This window comes from Thermococcus sp. JdF3, assembly GCF_012027495.1.
Classification (GTDB): domain Archaea; phylum Methanobacteriota_B; class Thermococci; order Thermococcales; family Thermococcaceae; genus Thermococcus.
The window spans coordinates 239,913-257,307 of the sequence record NZ_SNUK01000003.1; the positions used below are offsets into that span (position 1 = coordinate 239,913).

Genomic DNA, 17,395 nt, shown 5'->3' on the forward strand with positions numbered 1-17,395 from the left:
ATTACAAGACAACGCCCCCGGAAACCGCGGGGAGGGAGCGTCTTGGCGAGCCGTGACCTCCCTTCGCTCCCCGGGGGCACAACCGCTACTCCTCCTCATCCACTTCCTCGCCGGCGAGCTTCCTCAGCCTGTCGAGGTCGGAGCCAACCGCTATGAGAACGTCGCCCTCCTTAATAACGTCGTTCCTTCCGGGGTTGTAGATGTACCGGCTCCCGCGCTTTATGGCGAGTATCCTCGTGCCTATCTTGCTCGGAAGCTTGAGCTGCTCCAGGGTCTTGCCGTGCAGAACGGAACCGGTGTGAACCGTCACCCTTCCGAGTTCCTCCTCCGTGTCTTCCATAATCTTCCGGATTATCGGGTGGGGCTCCACATCGCGCAGGATTAGGTCGGATATCTTGTAGGCCGCGTCGCTTATCTGCTCGTTTATCTCGGCCATGTCTATGACGCTGAGAAGCTTCACCGGGTCCTCCTCACTCTTGGCGAGCCTCAGGGCGAGTTTCTTGACCTTAAGCGTCAGCTCGTCCATGCGCTCCTCAAGCAGGTAAACCTCCTCCGCGATGTCTTCGCTCTTGTACATGACGGAAGAGAACGCCAGGTCAACCATCAGAGACGAGAGGTCCTTCATCTCAATGAGGCAGTTTCTGATCTCCTCAAGCTCACTCATTGGACATCACCTTGATGTTGCCCCGGGCTATCTCCTTGAGGTAGTCCACCGAGGTGTTCGTTCCCCTTCCTATGAGTATGTCCCCGGGGAATATCTTGAAGTCCCCGTCGGGGTCAAAAATCCAGCGTTTGCCTCTCCTCACAGCGACTATCCAGACGCCGGTGTTGGCCGCGAGGTCCAGCTCCCCCAGCGTTTTTCCGACGAGTATGGACTCGGCCGAGACAAAAATCTTGCCGATTATCTCCTCGCTGCCGAGGATCGCCTCGGTTATGACGGGGTGGAGCTCGACGCCGTCGATGACCATTTTCGCGAGGTCCGCCGCCGCGTTGGACATGTCGTCTATGGCGTGCGCCATGTGGAGAATGGACGTTATCTGCTCCGCCTCCTTCGGCCGCCTTGCGGCAAGAACCGCATGGACCATGAGGTGGTAGTTGAGCAGATCGAGGTACTCCTCGAGTTCGAGCACCTCCTCGGCCATCTCCTCCTCGTTGAAGAGTATGGAGGAGTAGGCCAGGTCAACCATCAGCTCGGCGGTGTTCTTCATCTCAACGAAGATGTCCTTAACGTTCCTCGGAACCTCGATTTCGTCCCACTCTTCCACCCGGCTCTCACCGATGGGGGGAGGGAGGGAAATCTTATTTAGTTTTCGCCTTCGAAAAGTTTAATACCCGCAAGGGCCAACGTCCACGGGGTGAGGGTGATGGAGAGTGATGGCAGTGATCGGCGGAGAGGTCAGGGAGGAGCTGAAGGGAAAGATCAAGGAAGCCTACAGGGTTACGCTGCCGTCCCTGTTCACCTCCCAGATATTTGGCCTATTCGGCGGCACGTTTCTGGGTAAGTACTTCGAGACCATAAGAACCCAGTTCCCGGGCCTCCTGGTGGTTCTGCCGGGCATAATGGGCCTCCGCGGGAACGTTTTCGGCTCGATGGCATCGCGCTTCTCCACGATGCTCTACCTCGGTGACCTCGAACCCTCCATGAGGGACAAGAAGGTTCTCAAGGAGATAGTCCTGAGAATGCTCATCTCGCTCATCCCGATACTCCTTCTGTGGGCCATAGGCGTCGCCACCGGTGTGAGGAAGAACGCCTTTGACGTCCTCCTCATAGTCGTCACCTCAACGATACTGGTCTCCTTCATCCTCGGATACTTCACCTCATTCGTTACGATATTCGCCTTCAGGCGCGGCACAGACCCCGACAGCGTTGCGGCCCCGCTGGTCGCCTCAATGGGCGATTTCCTGACGGTTCCCTCGCTGGTGCTGTTCATCCTCCTCATAGAGCACTCCCCAGAGGGCTTCAGGGTCTTCAACTACGTCGTGCTCTTCCTGTTTGCCGTCGTCGCCGCGATAAGCAGGGTAAGGAAGGAGGAGTTCCTTGAACTCAAACAGGTCTTCATAACCATAACCGGGCTGGCGCTCCTCTCGACGATATCCGGTTCAATACTCGCCAGATTCAGCGGGATAATCCAGGCCTCCGTGATACTGAGCTTCATCTACCCCTCGCTCCTCAGCAGCTTCGGCAACTACGGCTCAATAATAGCCGCCAAGACCTCAACGAAGCTCCACCTCGGCGAGATAGAGGGCTTTCTCTGTCCCAAGGCATTCACCGACATCCTGGCGCTCTTCACGACCGCACCGGTCATTGGAACGACGAAGCTCTTAATAGGCATCGCCCTTGTGAAGCTGACTACCGGTATGGCGGTTCCCGGCTCCGCGTGGGTAGTGGCTCTCACGTATCCGTTCATGGTCCTGTTCATCATGCTCTACTCCTACACGGTATCCTACTTCCTGTTCCGGAAGAACATAGACCCCGACCACGTGGCCATCCCCCTCATATCAAACAACAGCGATATATTCGGGACGATATACGTCGTGCTGATGGCCAAGCTGATGGTGGGAGCATGATCGGCCTTTCGATGACCGCCTATTCCGGAAAGGACCTCTCCGGCCTGGAGGGATGGGTCCAGAGGGTAAGACAGCTGGGCTTTGATTTCGTGGAGATTCTGAGCGAATGGCCCCACTACCTGACGAGGGACAACCACCGCCTCTTCGAGGAGGTTCTTGACGGCTGGAGCATGAAGAGAACCGTTCACGCGCCGTTCAGCGACGTCAACATAGGCTCTTTCAACGACAGGCTGAGGAGAACATCGCTGGAGGTAATCCGCGAGGCCATCGAACTGGCGGCCGAGCTCGACGCCCTCTCCGTCACGATACACCCGGGCCACTGCTCGCCGGTGAGCGTGAGGAACAGGAGAAAGTACCTGGAGATACACAGGGAGTCCCTGAGGAGAATCGCCGAATGGGGACTGGAGTACGGGGTCAGGATTGGCGTTGAAAACATGCCCCGCTTCGTAATCCTCGATGCACAGACGTGCGAGAGGCTGTGGGAGATACTTGAAGACGTCGAGATTGGGGTGACCTTCGACGTCGGGCACCTGAACACCACAACAGGGAATTTTGAGCGCTTCATCGAGCTCTTTGGGGACAGGATAGTCCACGTCCACCTCCACGACAACCGCGGCCAGAAAGACGACCATCTCGCCCTGGGGGACGGCACAGTCCCGTGGGTCAGGGTGCTCCCAAAACTCCCCAAGGTGACGCGGACCCTCGAAGTCAACGACCTCGAATCCGCCCGGAGAAGCCTCGAATTTCTGAAAAGCCTGCATTGATGGACTTTTCAGTTCATTGGCGTCCAGTTTTTACAAAACGCAACTCTTTTATACATTTAAAATGAAGTTCTTGCGAGAAGCAGTTTCTGGCGGAGGGATACCAATGGTGGAAAAGATAGTTGAGGAAATGAGGCCCTTCTTCGACCCAAAGGCGGTCGCTATCATCGGTGCAACCAACAAGAAGGGTAAGGTTGGAAACGTCATTTTTGAGAACTTCAAGATGAACAAGGAGCGTGGAATCTTCAAGGGCAACATATACCCCGTGAACCCCAAGCTCGACGAAATAGAGGGGTACAGGGTCTACAAGAGCGTCGATGAGCTCCCCGAGGACACCGACCTGGCGGTCATCTCGATTCCGGCCCCGTTCGTCCCGGACACCATGAGGCAGGTGGCAAAGAAGGGGATAAAGTCCGTCATCATCATCACCGGCGGCTTCGGTGAGCTCGGCGAGGAAGGTAAGAAGCTGGAGCGCGAGATTCTTGAGATAGCCAGGGAGAACGGAATAAGGATCATCGGCCCGAACTGTGTCGGCGTCTACGTTCCGGACACCGGCGTTGACACCGTCTTCCTGCCGGAGAGCAAGATGGACAGGCCGAAGAGCGGCCCGATAGCCTTCGTCAGCCAGAGCGGAGCCTTCGCGGCCGCGATGCTCGACTGGGCCGCGATGGCCGGGATAGGCATAGGCAAGATGGTTAGCTACGGCAACAAGCTCGACGTTGACGACGCCGACCTCATGGACTACTTCATACACGACGATGGCATAAACGTCGTCACCTTCTACATCGAGGGAGTCAAGGACGGCAGGAAGTTCATAGAGGCCGCCAGGAGGATAACCCAGGTCAAGCCCGTCATAGCCCTCAAGAGCGGAAGGACCGAGTACGGTGCCAAGGCCGCCTCTTCCCACACCGGTTCGCTCGCCGGTGCCGACACGATTTACGATGCCGTCTTCAAGCAGACCGGTGTCATCCGCGCCGAGGACTTCGAGCACATGTTCGACCTCGCGAAGGCATTTGCCGCACTCAAGGACAAGCTCCCGAAGGGCGACAGGATAGGAATCATCACCGATGGCGGTGGAGCGGGAGTCATGGCCAGCGATGCCGTTGCCAGGTTCGGTCTCAGGATGGCCGACCTCAGCGAGGAGACCCTCAGGTTCCTGAAGGAGAACTTCCCGCCGCACGCGGTGGCAGGAAACCCCACCGACGTGGTTGGAGACACCGACGCCGAGAGGTACAGAATCGCCATCGAGGGCTTCGTGAACGACCCGAACGTCGATGCGATACTTGTCATAGTCCTCTTCCAGGTCCCGCTCCTCGAGGAGGAGAAGATAATCGACATCCTAGCCGAGTACCAGAAGAAGAGCGACAAGCCGATCGTTGCGGTGGCGATGGGCGGTAAGAAGACCGACCACTACGCCAGAATCCTCGAGGACAAGGGAGTTCCCGTTTATCCAACCCCTGAGAGGGGCGTCCGCGCCCTGGCGGGCCTTGTTAAGTACGCTGAATACCTCAGGAGGGGGGCCTGACCCCCCAATCTTCCGGTGGTGGTATCATGAAGGAGGAAGCCCTTAAAGTTATTGAAGAGGTTTTGAAGTCCGGAAGGACTTCGCTCGTTGAGTACGAGGCAAAGCAGGTTCTCAAAGCCTACGGCCTCCCGGTTCCGGAGGAAAAGCTCGCCAAGACCCTGGACGAGGCTCTCAAGTACGCCGAAGAAATCGGCTACCCCGTCGCCATGAAGCTGATGTCCCCGCAGATTCTCCACAAGAGCGACGCCAAGGTCGTCCTTCTCAACATCAAGACCCCCGAGGAGCTGAAGGAGAAGTGGGAGCTCATCCACGAGAACGCGCGCAAATACCGCCCGGACGCTGAAATCCTGGGTGTTCTCGTGGCCCCGATGCTCAAGGTCGGAAGGGAGATCATCATAGGCGTCACCGAAGACCCGCAGTTCGGCCACGCCCTCATGTTCGGTCTCGGCGGAATCTTCGTCGAGGTTCTCAAGGACGTCACCTTCCGCATAGTGCCCATAACCGAGCGCGATGCCAGGAAGATGATAAGGGACATAAAGAGCTACCCGATTCTCGCAGGGGCCCGCGGCGAGGAGCCGGCGGACATAGACGCAATAGTCAACCTCCTCCTCAAGGTCAGCGAGCTCGTCAACGATCTCGACGACTACATCAAGGAGATGGACCTCAACCCCGTCTTCGTCTACGAGAAGGGCAAGGGTGCCGTCGTCGTTGACGCCAGGATAATCCTGAAGGGCTGATTTCCCTTTTTCCCCACCATTTTCAACGGTTGATTCCCCGCGAAAAACCGCTGTTGGCCCGCAGGAGAAAAACCGCCAATGCCCCCAATCCAAACACCCCCACGAAGAGAAATCCTGTTCTAAACCCGAGAAATCCTATCAAAACCGGCCCCAGCGCCTGGCCGATGTCCTTTACGCTCTCCAGAAATCCCAGTGCCGTTCCGCGAAGCCTCGATACCTCGGTGGCCAGGGGCTTCGTTGAGGCCTCACTTATCGAGGCGCCCACCGAGAAAAGCACCGCACCCAGAACCACAAGAGAAAGGGAGTCTGAAAGGGCGAACACAAACATCGCCAGGCCCACCATCGTCATGCCGGCCACTATCGGTTTGATTCTTCCCACCCTGTCGCTTAGGTAGCCCGCGTAGGGCTTGACGACCGCCATTATGGCTATCTCAACGGTGAGTATCAGCCCGGAGAGCCACGCCTTGTCCTGGAGGTAGTAGAATAGGGGTAGAAAGGTCTCTATACCCTGGTAGGCCATGTAAACGGCCGCGTCCAGAAGGCCTATCAGGAGGAGTTCTCCGCTGAACGTGAACTCAAACCTCTTCAGCTCTCCACCAGTTTCAGGGAACCTGAAGGTAAGGGCAAAAACGACCAGTCCCGTCAGTGAGCAGAGGACAAAGACCACCGAGAACCCCAGGAAATAGATGATGCTCCCCGCGAGAACAGGAGCTAGGGCGCGGCCAACGAGGGTTGATGAGCTCAGGAAGCCCATGAAGGTGCCCTTACGGTCCGGGTACAGGTCACTGACCAATGCGAAGGACACCGGGACGAAGATTGCCGTCGCAACGCCGTAGTAAACCCTGACGAGGGCGAGGGTCAAAGCGTCGCCCGCGAGAAAGTACAGCAGCGGGGCGCTGAGAAAAACGAAGCCGCTCATCTTGAGGAGCCTCTTCCGTCCGTAAACGTCGCTGAGAAGGCCCGACGCGAAGTTTATGAAGATGCCCGTCACCGTAGAGGCGGCGGCAACGAGGCCGATTTCTCCCTTTCCGAGCCCGATGCTCTGGGAGTAGAGGGGAAGGGTCGGGGACTTGCCCATGGTGGAACCTAGGATCGCGAAGAATCCCGCGATAAGGATGGGATAGAGGGCCTTGGAGTCGGTTCTCACTCCCCGCATCCCCAGTCGTTGACGAGAGACAGCTCATTCATTCCCCCGCGCCGGCTTCAGGCTTCTCCCCCTCATCTTCCAGGGCCACCTCTTTGATGTAGCCCAGGATGTCGTGGAGTATGAAGAAGCTTATCGCGGCATCGATCGCCGAAAAGAGGTTGCCTGCGATAAGGAACAGCAGGGCAAAGAAGAACTCCACGGCCGCGTAGATGAGCGCCACCTTTACCGCGGTTCTGTTCTCCGCTCCCACACCGTATGCAAGGACCAGGCTCAGGAGGGCAAAGGCCAGGTAAACCAGGGACCCCCAAGAATAGGCGTAATACAGTAGCAGTACTCCATTGATTGAAAGAAGGAGAGTGGCAAGGGCAAGTCGCTTCATGTCATCCCCAGATAGCCCTCAAATACCTCAACGTATTTAAACCCATCGTCGGGGAATATGAGGACGTAGGTACCCTCGCCTAGCTCTCCGACGACTTTCTCATAACCCTTAACAACGGCACCGGAGCTGAGGCCTATGAGAAGGCCATCGCTTCTGGCAACGCGGATGGCCCCTTCGATGGCCTCTTTCCTCGTGATCTCCACGACTCTGTCTATCTCAACCTGGAAGTACCACTTGGGCTTCGTCTCGAGGCGCTTTATACCGGGGATCTTCTCTCCTTTGGCGGGGACAACGCCGATGATCCTTGTGTCGTAGCGCTCCTTGAAGTAGCTCGCTATGCCGGCTATGTGTCCGGAAGTTCCGATGCCGGCTATTATGACGTCGGGCGTTTTCCCTATGCTCCTCAGCTGCTCGTCTATCTCCCCCGCGGTAAAGCGGTAGTGGGCGTCGAAGTTGTCGTCGTTCTCGAACTGGTTGAGGTTCATCGCACCGGCTTTTCTGGCTTCTTCCTGCACAAAGCGCACCATCGTCGGGTCTATCGTCTCGAAGTCCGTCATAACGACCTCTGCACCGAGAACCCTCAGGAGAATCTGCGTCGCCCTGGGTGTTGGCTTCGGCAGGTAGGCTCTGAACTCGATGCCAAAAACGTTGCTTAAAGCGGCCAGAGAAATCCCAACGTTGCCGGAGGTGGCCTCAAAAAGGGCCGTGCCGTTGATGTCCCCGCGCTCGATGGCCTTCATAAGCATGTTAAAAACGGCCCTGTCCTTGATGCTCCTGCTGAAGGGGTTAAAGAACTCCAGCTTGGCAAAATACATCCCCCCTCTCCGCCGAGAGTTTGACCAGGGGGGTCGGCTTGTACTTCTCGAACAGTTCGAGGGTGCTGTTAAACACGTTCATTTGCCATCACCGAAAACGGGTGAGAGAAGGGCTTTAAAAACTTTCCTAAAACGAACAGTTGTGGACAAAATTGGGTAATCAGGGCACCCCTTCCCTCACGAGCCTTTCCTTTATCCTCTCAAACTCACCGAGTGAACCCCTCACTATCGGGTGCCTCGGCACGAACGGGCACGGCTCCTCCCGCTCGATGCTTATCGCAAACGTGCCAATCTCCTTGGCAATTCTAACTATCTCCTCCTTGTCGAGGCCGATGAGGGGCCTCAAAATAGGCAGGTCGCTCGCGGTGCTTATGATAAGAAGGTTGTCGAGGGTCTGCGATGCCACCTGCCCCAGGGAGTCGCCCGTAACTATAGCCCTTGCCCCGATTTCGTGTCCCACCCTGCACGCCTTCCTGAGCATCGTGTATTTACAGAAGAGGCACGTCCACTTGGCCTTTCCAATCTCGGCGAGCTTCGAAAAAACCGGAGCCTGTTCCTCGTAGGCATCTACTATAACCGGCTCATTCAGCTTTCCGTACTTTCCGAGAACCTCGCAGAGCTCAAAAACCTTGGACTCCTTCGTACCGCTCTGCCGGAAGTGAACGGGGGTTATCTCAAAGCCTTTCCTGAGCATGAGGTATATCGCCACCGGCGAGTCTATGCCCGAGCTGAGCAGCGCCACCGCTTTCATGTTCGGAAGAAGGGACGGAGGATATATGAAGCTTTCCTCAACTCAGAGTTTGAAACCCTTGAGCTGGAGCAGGCCGATGTAGACGAACCAGGCCAGTATCGTGGCGGCGCCAACCAGCTCTGGAATCGCGAGCCCCTTAAAGACCCCAGCCTTCACGAGGTATAGCATCAGGACGAAGGTGAGAACCGCCAGAACGCTCCAGGCGTAGCCGGCCGAAAGTCCGTTTCTCCCGAGCTTTATGCCAACTATCGCTATATCCGCCAGGGCCAGAACGTAGAAGAAGACCGCCGCCGGGGCGTGCGGCGCGTACTCCTCAGGAAAAACTCCAACGAGGAACAGGAGAACCATCGCGAGGGGCATCAGGTAGGAGAGACCACGCCTGAGGGCCCCGATGGAGGCAATGAAACCGATGACCGCGAAGACCATCAGAAAGCCGTTGAAGTAGTAGTTCACCGGATTCCGTATTGAGCCCATGTCGCTCAGGGCGTTTCCCTTGAAGGAGAACCATGGGTTCTGGCTCACAACGATGAGCAGTCCCACGATAAAGATAATGGGGAGGGAGATGGCCACGTACGACCATAAACGCTGGAGAGTCATGGGGATCACTTCACAAATTCCACGTTTTCCATGTTTACAAACTCTTTATCGCCCGTGAGAAACCTCATTTCCATGCCCTTTGCTAGAACGTAACCCAGACAATCTATCAGAGACAGCTTTTTCCCTTCTTTCCTCGTCTGGAGCCTGAGCGTTGAGGCCGTGACATAATGCTGGATATCCGGCGTCAGCACGATAAGAATGCTCCTCACGAGTTCCACGGTAGCTTTGGCTTTCTTCTCTCCAAAGTCCCTTGTCAGGGCATACGACAGCTCTAGCAGGTTGAATTCGGTTGTATACAGTTCCTCTTCAGCATATGTTGAGTAGTTGGGGTTTCCTCTGAGGATTTCAACGAGGGCGTAGGTATCGGCGAAGAACTTAGCCATGTACCTCCCTCAGCTCATCCTTCAGCTTTTGAGGGTCAACGTCCCAGTCCTTCAGCAGTCCGAAAATCTCAACCTTTATGAGCACCCTGCTCTTTTCAGGCAGGTTGAGCTTCTTTACGGGTTTTAAAATTCCGTTTTCATACACTGCCTCAACAACCATCGGCACGTTCTCACCCCATAACAACTTGTTTTTCCCATTTTTAACCTTTCAGCACCCCCTCTTCCCCGGCTCTTCACCAAAAACCGCCCGGTAGAGCTTCCTGAACTCCTCCCAGGAGCCCCTTATAACCGGGTGCCTCGGTATGAACGGAATCTCATCCTCCGGCAGGGTTGAGAGCTCGAAGGTTCCTATCTCCTTCGCTATCCTGACGATTTCCTCCTTGTCCATGCCGATGAGCGGGCGGTATATTGGCAGATCCGTCGCCTGGCTGACGATGTACATGTTCTCAAGGGTCTGCGAAGCGACCTGTCCAAGGGAATCACCCATGACGATGCCCTTCGCCCCGAACTCCCTCGCTATTCTATCCGCGTGCCTCACCATCATGTACTTGCAGAAGACGCAGGTGTACTTCTCCTTCTTCATTTCGCGCAGCTTTTCAAGGATTCTCTCGCGCTCTTTGGGCTTGACGACTATCAACTCACCCTTTCCGCCGTAGCCGTACCGCCTAAGCTGGTTCCATATCCTCCTGACCTTCTCAAGGGTTTTCTCACCTATGTATATGTGGACGGGAATAACCTCAACGCCGCGCTTCATCATGAGGAAAGCGGCAACCGGCGAATCTATACCGCCGCTGAGCAGTGCCACCACTTTGCCCTGGGTGCCAATCGGCAGGCCGCCCCAGGAGTGGATTTTATCAACGAAGACGTAGGCTTTACCCTCCATCAGCTCGACGCCGACCTCGATGTCGTAGTTGTGGAGGTCAACCTCGCACCCCTCGTTCTCCAGGATGTACTCGCCGACCTTGGCCTGAACCTCGGGGCTCTTGAGCGGAAACTCCTTGGTGATTCTCCTGGCGGTGACCCTGAAGCGGGGCCTTTCAAGGCCAAGCTCCCTCTTCTTCCTTCTGAAGAGCTTCAGGGCCGTCCGGTGAATCTTATCCAGCTCGGCGTCAATTTCCATCGCGGGGGAGAGCGACACTATGCCAAAGACCCGCCCAAGAACGTCAACGGCCGCCCTCGCTTTATTCGTCTTCACAAGAATCCTCCCGTGCTTCGCCTCGACCTTCTTGAACTCAATCCCCTCGCTCACCAGTGCCTCCCGGATGTTGTTCATGAGTATGTTCTCGAACCACCTTCTCGTCTGCCGGGATTTGGTTCCTATCTCGCCGTATCTGACGATCACCACGTTGAACATAGAATCACCCCACCGTACCCGGGAACTTGATGATTATCTCCACGTACTTCTGTATGCCCTCGTAGAGGAGCAGGGAAACCAGATACGAGGACAGCAGGATAAGCTCGTTCATCTCAAAGATGTGCGCCGCTATGGCCTTGGCCCTGGGCGTCGCATCGACTATCGTGCTCATGTACTTCCTCTTGAGGGAGTGGTTGACCAGGATGAACCCGATGAGCAGGGCGACGCCGATCAGGCCCCACGTCTGGCCCAGCGCAAGCATCAGGAAGAGCGTCGAGGCCACTATTATCCAGCCGCCTATGACCCCGAGCAGTATCACGAACTCTATCATCGTCCCACCGGAGGTTGGTAAGGTGGGGGCAATAAAAAGGTAACTCAGACGAACCTGAGCACCTCGTCGATACTTTTTCTCCGTCTTCTAGGCCGTGTCTCCTCCCGCGGATAGCCGACCGGGATGACCCCAACGAGATAGTGGTTCCCGTCGAGGCCCGCAAGCCCCCTGACTTCCTCCTCTATGCCCTGAAAATTCGTAACGCCTATGTAGACCGTTCCGAGGCCGAGCTCAACGGCCCTGAGCATGAGGTTCTGGATGGCCATCGCGGCGCTCTCAACGCTCCAGATGAATTCCAGTTCATCGAAGTCCTCCCCAGGGAGGAACCGAACGCGCCTGTCAATGAAGACCGCCACGTAGACCGGCGCACGGTACATCCCGCTTTCGTACATGCGTTTCTTGAGCTTCTCTATCTTCTCATCGGGCAGGTTCACGGCGCGGTAGTATCGGATCATGCCCTCCGCTATGAGGTTGTAGAGCCTCTCCCTCGCGTTTTCACTCCCGAAAATCACGAACTTCCAGTTCTCCAGACCGCTCGCGGTCGGTGCCCTCACCGCGGCCTCCACAAGCGCTCTAACGTGCTCCGCAGGGACGTCCTTCTCCTCAAAATACCTCACGGAAGTCCTGTTCAATATCGCGTCGTCGAGCTCCACGCTATCACCCCCAGGGACTTCTCGCCGGCATTAATCAGCCTTTCCGAAACCAAAGGTTTAAGAGAACTCCGGAGTAATCTCCAAGAGGTGAAAGCATGTACGGATGGAGAGGCAGGCTTGGTCTTATCGTTCCATCATCGAACACTACCATGGAGATGGAGCTTCACTCCGCGCTCCCCGAAGGGGTCTCCCTTCACACCGCGAGGGTTCCGCTTAAGAATGTCACGGAGGAAGAACTTGTCAAGATGAACGCCATGGCCGTTGAGAGCGCCAGGCTTCTGCGTGACGCGGGCGTTGAGCTTATCCTCTACGGCTGCACGAGCGGCTCCTTCATCGGGGGGAAGGACTATGAAAAGGAGATCGAGGCGAACGTCGAGGAGGAGGTAAACGTTCCCGTTGTCAGCACGAGCACTGCCGTCGTTGAGGCCCTCAGGATACTCGATGCCCAGGCGGTACTCGTGATAACCCCGTACACGGACGAGATAAACGCGCGGGAGAGGGAGTTCCTCGAAGCCAATGACTTCGAGGTCCTTGACATCCGGGGTCTGGGAATAGAGGACAACACCCAGATTGGAAAGCTCGAACCCCACGAGGCCTACCGCCTCGCCAAGGCGAGCTTCATGGACGAGGCCGACGCGATCTTCATCAGCTGCACCAACCTGAGAACCTTCGAGATAATCGAGCCCCTTGAGGAAGACCTCGGCGTCCCGGTCGTTACGAGCAACCAGGCCTCGCTGTGGCTGGCCCTCCGCCAGATGGACGTTATGGAGCGGATCCCAGGATTGGGGAAGCTGTTCATCGATTTCTGACTCTCCTGTTTCCACCCCTTCATTCCGAAATCCTTTTAAGAACTCCTCCACATTTCTTAGGTGTTAGTCACTGAGGGTGATACATATGGGGCTCCTGGACGAGGCAAGGAAGCTTTCGGTATACACGGCCTACAACACGAACGTCGATGCGATAACCTTTCTGAAAGGGGAGATAGTGCAGAGACTCATAGACGAGTTTGGGGCCGAAGCGGTCAGGAAAAGGATGGACGACTATCCCAGAGAGATAAACGAGCCCTTGGACTTCGTTGCCAGGCTGGTACATGCCCTCAAGACCGGCAAGCCGATGGCGGTGCCCCTCGTCAACGAGGAGCTCCACACGTGGTTCGACTCCCACTTCAAATACGACGTTGAGAGGATGGGCGGTCAGGCGGGAATCATAGCCAACCTACTGGCGAATCTGGATTTCAGGCGGGTGATGGTTTACACCCCCCACCTCGCCAAAAAACAGGCCGAGATGTTCGTGGACAGGCCGAACCTCGCATACCCGGTCGTCGAGGATGGCAGGTTGACCTTCAAACACCCCCGCGAGGCCTACCGCGAGAACGACCCTATCAAGGTGAACCGCATTTTCGAGTTCCGCGCCGGGACGACATTTAAGCTGGGAAGTGAAAGGATTACCGTCCCCTTCTCCGGCCGCTTCATAGTCTCGGCGAGGTTTGAGAGCATAAGGATATACACCGAGCCCGAGCTGAAGCCGTTCCTGCCGGAGATCGGCCTCCAGGCTGACGGGGCGATCCTTTCAGGTTACCAGGGAATAAAGCTCCGCTATTCGGACGGCAAGGACGCCAACCACTACCTCAGGGAGGCCAAAAAGGACATACTCCTGCTCAAGCGGGAGAAGGACGTCAAGGTTCACCTCGAGTTCGCCTCGATACAGAACCGCGAGCTCAGGAAGAAGGTCGTCTACAACCTCTTCCCGCTGGTAGACAGCGTTGGCATGGACGAGGCCGAGATAGCCCACGTCCTCAACGCCCTCGGCTACTCCAAGCTCGCCGATCGGATATTCACCTACAACCGCATCGAGGACACCGTCCTCGGGGGGAAGATACTCATCGACGAGATGAACCTTGAGGTTCTGCAAATACACACGATCTACTACCTGATGTACATCACCCACGCGGACAACCCGCTGAGCGAGGACGAGCTGAGGAGCAGTCTTGAGCTCGCCACCACCCTCGCGGCCGCTAGGGCGTCCCTTGGGGAAATCCGCTCGCCCGAGGACTTCAAGGTGGGCACCAACGTGCCGTACAACGAGCGCGGAGAGTACGTCAAACTGCGCTTCGAGGAGGCGAAGAGGCGCTTGAGAACCAGGGAGTACAAGGTCGTCATAATCCCCACAAGGCTCGTCAAGAACCCGGTCTCAACGGTCGGCCTGGGCGACACCATTTCCGCCGGGGCATTCACGAGCTATCTGGCGATGCTGAGGAAGAAGGGCGCGCTGTGAGTCTTTGATTCTTTGGATTGGTACTCTATACTGTACCAAATATTTATAAGTATCGGTATTTTATATCGTACCATGAATCCGGACGAGGTCAAAAGGTACATCCGTCTGTTCCATGAGAGGGACCTGCCGGGGGCCATGGAAAGGGAGTTACAGCCCCCGTTGAATCCAGGAAAGGCCACTGCCATAATCGGTCCGAGACGTTCCGGGAAGACATACCTCCTATACTCGATGGTTGGTGAGAACAGGGAGCGCTACGTTTACCTGAACTTCGAGAACCCGCTCCTTTTTGGAACCTCCGGCCGCGATTTTCCGGGGATAGTGGATGCCTACTTCGACCTTTACCCTGAAAACGTTGGGGCGGATGTTTTCTTTCTGCTCGACGAGGTGCAGAACGTCCCGGGCTGGGAAACGGGCGTCAGGTACCTGCTCGACGAGGGATTCAGGGTTGCCGTCACTGGGTCGTCCTCGAAGCTCCTCTCACGGGAGGTTGCAACCCAGCTGAGGGGACGGGGGGTTTCGTACACCCTGCTCCCGCTGTCCTTCAGGGAGTTCCTGCGTTTCAAGGGGGTCGAGTTTGAAAAGCACGAGCTGTATGGGCGGAAGGTTCACCTGATAAAAAAGCTCCTGGAGGAGTACCTGAGGTACGGTGCCTTCCCCGAGGTGGCCCTGCTCGACGACCGGGTCAGAATCCTCGAGGAGTACCTCTCGGTAATGATAACGAAAGACATCGTGGAGCGACACAGGATAAGAAACGTTGCCCTGGTTGAGGTTATCGTCAAGCTCCTGCTCTCGAACTACGCGAAGTACACCTCGTACAGCTCGATACATCGCTTCCTGAAGTCAGAGTTCGGAACGTCGAAGACGACCGTCCTGGAATACCTGAGGGCCCTGGAGGATTCCTTCTTCGTCTTCTTCCTTCCAAAGTTCGCCCCCTCCAGAAAGGAGTCCCTCCGGGCCCCGAGGAAGGTTTACCTGATTGATACCGGGCTTGCCCTCTTCTCAAGGAAAGACCCTGCGAGGGACGTGGAAAACGCGGTCTTCCTTGAACTCCTCAGGAGGAAGCACTATTCAAACCCCCTCCTCAGCATCCACTACTATGGGGGGTCCGGTGAGATGGAGGTTGATTTCGTGGTCTCGGAGTCCGGAAGGCCCGTGGAGCTTATTCAGGTGACAATGAGCCTGGAAGGGACGATGGACCGCGAGATATCCGCGCTCATCCATGCCGGCAGGGTTCTCGGCTGCAAGAACCTGACGGTGGTGACGCTCGAAGATGAAGACGCCGTGGAGGTGAACGACCTCAGAATAAACGTCGTCCCCCTCTGGAAGTTCCTGCTGGGCATATAACGGGGAAGGCTGACATCATCCCTCACTCCATCAGCCCCTCTATCAGCCGGGCCTTCTCCTGCGCCTTCCTGAGATGTTCGACGGTAACCTTGGTGTAAATCTGCGTCGTTGAAAGGTTTGAGTGGCCGAGGAGCTCCTGAATGGCCCTTATATCGACGCCGTTTTCGAGCATGTGAGTCGCAAAGCTGTGGCGGAGCTTGTGGGGCGTGACATCAACGCCGGCCCTGACGCCGTAGCGCTTCAGGAGGTACCACACGGTTTTGGTGGAGAGCCTGTCCTTTTCTCTGCGCCTGTCCTCAACGATTAGGTACTCGCTGTCGTCGGAGCGCGTTTCAAGGTATGCCCGTATCTCACTTGCAAGGAACTCCGGAATGGGTATGACGCGATCCTTGGCACCCTTGCCGCCGCGAACCACGATGGTGGAGCGTTCCAGGTCAACGTCGCGCCTCTTGAGGTTACACAGCTCGCTGACGCGCAGACCGGCGCCGTAGAGGAGGAGGATTATGAGTCTATCGCGCTTTCTCGTCGGCGGAATGGCGGAGAGAAGCCTCTTAACTTCATCGCGCGTCAGAGCCTTTGGAAGACTCCTGGGGACCTTTGGGGGCTTGAGCTTCTCGGCCTCTTCGTCGTAGCCCTCGAAGCGGAAGTAGGAGCGCAGAGCCTGAACCACGAGGTTGAGGCTCCTGTTGGAGTAGCCTTCCTTTCTAAGTCTCGCAAGAAAACGGAGGGCGGAGCGGGCGTTTGGGGAGCCGCCCCACTCCAGATACCGGCGCACGTAGTAGGAGTACATCCTAATCGTGTTCGGACTCTTCCCCTCGAGGTCGAGGTATGTCTCGTACTCCTCCATCAGCTCGGGGACTTCCATCTCACAGCCCCTTCAGAAGCCCCTCAATGTCCTCGGGCTTTACTTCGGCGTTCTCAACGACCTCCGGCCCGCTCCCGGGTTCGGACTCCCTGGACTTCGGTGGCTCTTCAACCGGTGGCTCGGGCGGCCTGGGAAGCTCCTCTTTTATACTCAGGCTTAGGTAGACCGTCTTCAGCAGTTCCTCCACGAGTTCCTTCTCTTCGGCGAAGATGTAGCCCTGCCCGACTATCACCTTACCCGCCAGGCCGAGCTTCTTCACGGCCAGGGCTATGACCCCCTCGTCCGGAACCGGCTCCGCAGGGAAGAGGGACTTCCACGCGTCGTCTATTTTGAGGGGCCGGCTCTTTTTCTCCAGCAGTTCTCTCAATCCCTCGTTCTCGTTTCTAACCCTAACGTATTCGGCGTGAAGCTCCTCATACTTTTCCTGGAGCTCTCCATGTTCCTTTTCAAGGTTCTCGTATTCCTGAGCCAGCAGATCGTACTGTCCCTTCACATCCAGCAGCTGTTTCCTCAGCTCCACGTATCCGGGAAGAAGCTGGAGGGTCTTCAACCCCGCCCGGACGAGGGTGTTCTTGAGCTCCTTCCTGACGAGCTCAACGTCAACGTGCTCGAGATCGTGGCCGAGGGGGAGCTTCATCCTTTCAACGTGCCCGACCATCTCCCCCAGCTCACTGAAGAGCCTCTCGGCCAGGTCCCTTCCGACCCGGTCAGCGTCGGTCGCTATGATGAGGAGGTCAGCGCCCGCGGCGGCGCTCTTCGCTATCTCAACGTTGGTCGTTGGGATTATCGCGGAGATCGTGATGTTGTACTCGCTTCCCAGTGCCAGGCCCTGAAGGGCCTTACTTACAACCTCAACGTCGCTCGCACCTTCCACGAGGATTCTAACATCGACTATGGCCATATACATCACC

Annotated in this window: 20 protein-coding genes and 1 pseudogene; 7 read left to right on the plus strand and 14 right to left on the minus strand. The window is 56.7% G+C overall.

The features are described from left to right. Positions 1-85: 85 nt before the first annotated feature. Positions 86-664 carry a potassium channel family protein gene (locus tag E3E42_RS06285; protein ID WP_167903433.1) on the minus strand — a complete coding sequence of 193 codons (579 nt, stop codon included), beginning with the start codon at positions 662-664 and terminating at the stop codon, positions 86-88. Further along, the gene (locus tag E3E42_RS06290; RefSeq protein WP_167903435.1) at positions 657-1,265 is read right to left on the minus strand and encodes a potassium channel family protein; all 609 of its coding nucleotides are present in this window, start codon (positions 1,263-1,265) and stop codon (positions 657-659) included. The genes E3E42_RS06285 and E3E42_RS06290 overlap by 8 nt, the downstream gene beginning before the upstream one ends. A gap of 109 nt (positions 1,266-1,374) precedes the next feature. Between E3E42_RS06290 and E3E42_RS06295 the strand changes: the two genes are divergently transcribed. The 4 genes from E3E42_RS06295 (at position 1,375) to E3E42_RS06310 (ending at position 5,591) form a co-directional block, all read left to right on the plus strand. Next, positions 1,375-2,568 carry a magnesium transporter gene (locus E3E42_RS06295; protein WP_167903659.1) on the plus strand — a complete coding sequence of 398 codons (1,194 nt, stop codon included), beginning with the start codon at positions 1,375-1,377 and terminating at the stop codon, positions 2,566-2,568. Beyond that, positions 2,565-3,332: a sugar phosphate isomerase/epimerase gene (locus E3E42_RS06300; protein WP_167903437.1), complete on the plus strand. Its 768-nt coding sequence runs from the start codon at positions 2,565-2,567 to the stop codon at positions 3,330-3,332. The genes E3E42_RS06295 and E3E42_RS06300 overlap by 4 nt, the downstream gene beginning before the upstream one ends. A 103-nt stretch (positions 3,333-3,435) precedes the next feature. Beyond that, the gene (locus E3E42_RS06305) at positions 3,436-4,854 is read left to right on the plus strand and encodes an acetate--CoA ligase family protein (RefSeq protein ID WP_167903438.1); all 1,419 of its coding nucleotides are present in this window, start codon (positions 3,436-3,438) and stop codon (positions 4,852-4,854) included. A gap of 26 nt (positions 4,855-4,880) precedes the next feature. Next, positions 4,881-5,591: an acetate--CoA ligase family protein gene (locus E3E42_RS06310; RefSeq protein ID WP_058938905.1), complete on the plus strand. Its 711-nt coding sequence runs from the start codon at positions 4,881-4,883 to the stop codon at positions 5,589-5,591. Positions 5,592-5,613: 22 nt separating this feature from the next. On the opposite strand, the gene E3E42_RS06315 is transcribed toward E3E42_RS06310, so the two are convergent. The 10 genes and pseudogenes from E3E42_RS06315 to E3E42_RS06360 form a co-directional block, all read right to left on the minus strand. Further along, positions 5,614-6,738, minus strand: a complete 1,125-nt coding sequence (locus tag E3E42_RS06315; protein ID WP_167903439.1) for an MFS transporter — start codon at positions 6,736-6,738, stop codon at positions 5,614-5,616. 37 nt (positions 6,739-6,775) lie between these two features. Then, entirely contained in the window at positions 6,776-7,117 is a 342-nt protein-coding gene (locus E3E42_RS06320; RefSeq protein ID WP_167903440.1) for a hypothetical protein, read from the minus strand. Further along, positions 7,114-7,935, minus strand: a pseudogene (locus tag E3E42_RS06325) (cysteine synthase family protein); the annotation flags it as partial. The gene E3E42_RS06320 and the pseudogene E3E42_RS06325, both read right to left, overlap by 4 nt. A gap of 157 nt (positions 7,936-8,092) precedes the next feature. After that, positions 8,093-8,683 carry a hypothetical protein gene (locus E3E42_RS06330; protein ID WP_167903442.1) on the minus strand — a complete coding sequence of 197 codons (591 nt, stop codon included), beginning with the start codon at positions 8,681-8,683 and terminating at the stop codon, positions 8,093-8,095. A gap of 42 nt (positions 8,684-8,725) precedes the next feature. Next, positions 8,726-9,280: a DUF998 domain-containing protein gene (locus E3E42_RS06335; protein ID WP_167903661.1), complete on the minus strand. Its 555-nt coding sequence runs from the start codon at positions 9,278-9,280 to the stop codon at positions 8,726-8,728. A gap of 5 nt (positions 9,281-9,285) precedes the next feature. After that, positions 9,286-9,663 carry a PIN domain-containing protein gene (locus E3E42_RS06340; protein WP_167903443.1) on the minus strand — a complete coding sequence of 126 codons (378 nt, stop codon included), beginning with the start codon at positions 9,661-9,663 and terminating at the stop codon, positions 9,286-9,288. After that, positions 9,656-9,823 carry an antitoxin family protein gene (locus E3E42_RS06345; protein ID WP_206206055.1) on the minus strand — a complete coding sequence of 56 codons (168 nt, stop codon included), beginning with the start codon at positions 9,821-9,823 and terminating at the stop codon, positions 9,656-9,658. Before E3E42_RS06345 ends, E3E42_RS06340 begins: the two co-directional genes overlap by 8 nt. 48 nt (positions 9,824-9,871) lie before the next feature. Then, positions 9,872-11,017 carry a tRNA uracil 4-sulfurtransferase ThiI gene (gene thiI / locus E3E42_RS06350; protein ID WP_167903445.1) on the minus strand — a complete coding sequence of 382 codons (1,146 nt, stop codon included), beginning with the start codon at positions 11,015-11,017 and terminating at the stop codon, positions 9,872-9,874. 4 nt (positions 11,018-11,021) lie between these two features. Beyond that, positions 11,022-11,348: a hypothetical protein gene (locus tag E3E42_RS06355; protein ID WP_014013658.1), complete on the minus strand. Its 327-nt coding sequence runs from the start codon at positions 11,346-11,348 to the stop codon at positions 11,022-11,024. Positions 11,349-11,392: 44 nt separating this feature from the next. Then, positions 11,393-12,001 (minus strand): nitroreductase family protein, encoded by a 609-nt coding sequence (locus E3E42_RS06360; RefSeq protein WP_167903447.1) that lies wholly within the window; start codon positions 11,999-12,001, stop codon positions 11,393-11,395. A gap of 95 nt (positions 12,002-12,096) precedes the next feature. Here E3E42_RS06360 and E3E42_RS06365 point away from each other — a divergent pair, with 95 nt between their 5' ends. From E3E42_RS06365 to E3E42_RS06375, 3 genes are all read left to right on the plus strand, one after another. After that, entirely contained in the window at positions 12,097-12,810 is a 714-nt protein-coding gene (locus E3E42_RS06365; RefSeq protein WP_167903449.1) for an aspartate/glutamate racemase family protein, read from the plus strand. Between the two features lie 85 nt (positions 12,811-12,895). Then, positions 12,896-14,275 (plus strand): ADP-specific phosphofructokinase, encoded by a 1,380-nt coding sequence (pfkC, locus tag E3E42_RS06370; protein WP_206206043.1) that lies wholly within the window; start codon positions 12,896-12,898, stop codon positions 14,273-14,275. A 72-nt stretch (positions 14,276-14,347) separates the two neighbouring features. After that, positions 14,348-15,619, plus strand: coding sequence for an ATP-binding protein (locus E3E42_RS06375; protein WP_167903450.1), 1,272 nt, complete (start codon positions 14,348-14,350; stop codon positions 15,617-15,619). Between the two features lie 22 nt (positions 15,620-15,641). Here E3E42_RS06375 and xerA read toward each other — a convergent pair whose 3' ends face one another. Continuing rightward, complete coding sequence (gene xerA, locus E3E42_RS06380; RefSeq protein WP_167903451.1) at positions 15,642-16,484, minus strand: site-specific tyrosine recombinase/integron integrase; 843 nt, start codon at positions 16,482-16,484, stop codon at positions 15,642-15,644. A gap of 1 nt (position 16,485) precedes the next feature. Beyond that, positions 16,486-17,385: a toprim domain-containing protein gene (locus E3E42_RS06385; RefSeq protein WP_167903665.1), complete on the minus strand. Its 900-nt coding sequence runs from the start codon at positions 17,383-17,385 to the stop codon at positions 16,486-16,488. Positions 17,386-17,395: the final 10 nt, after the last annotated feature.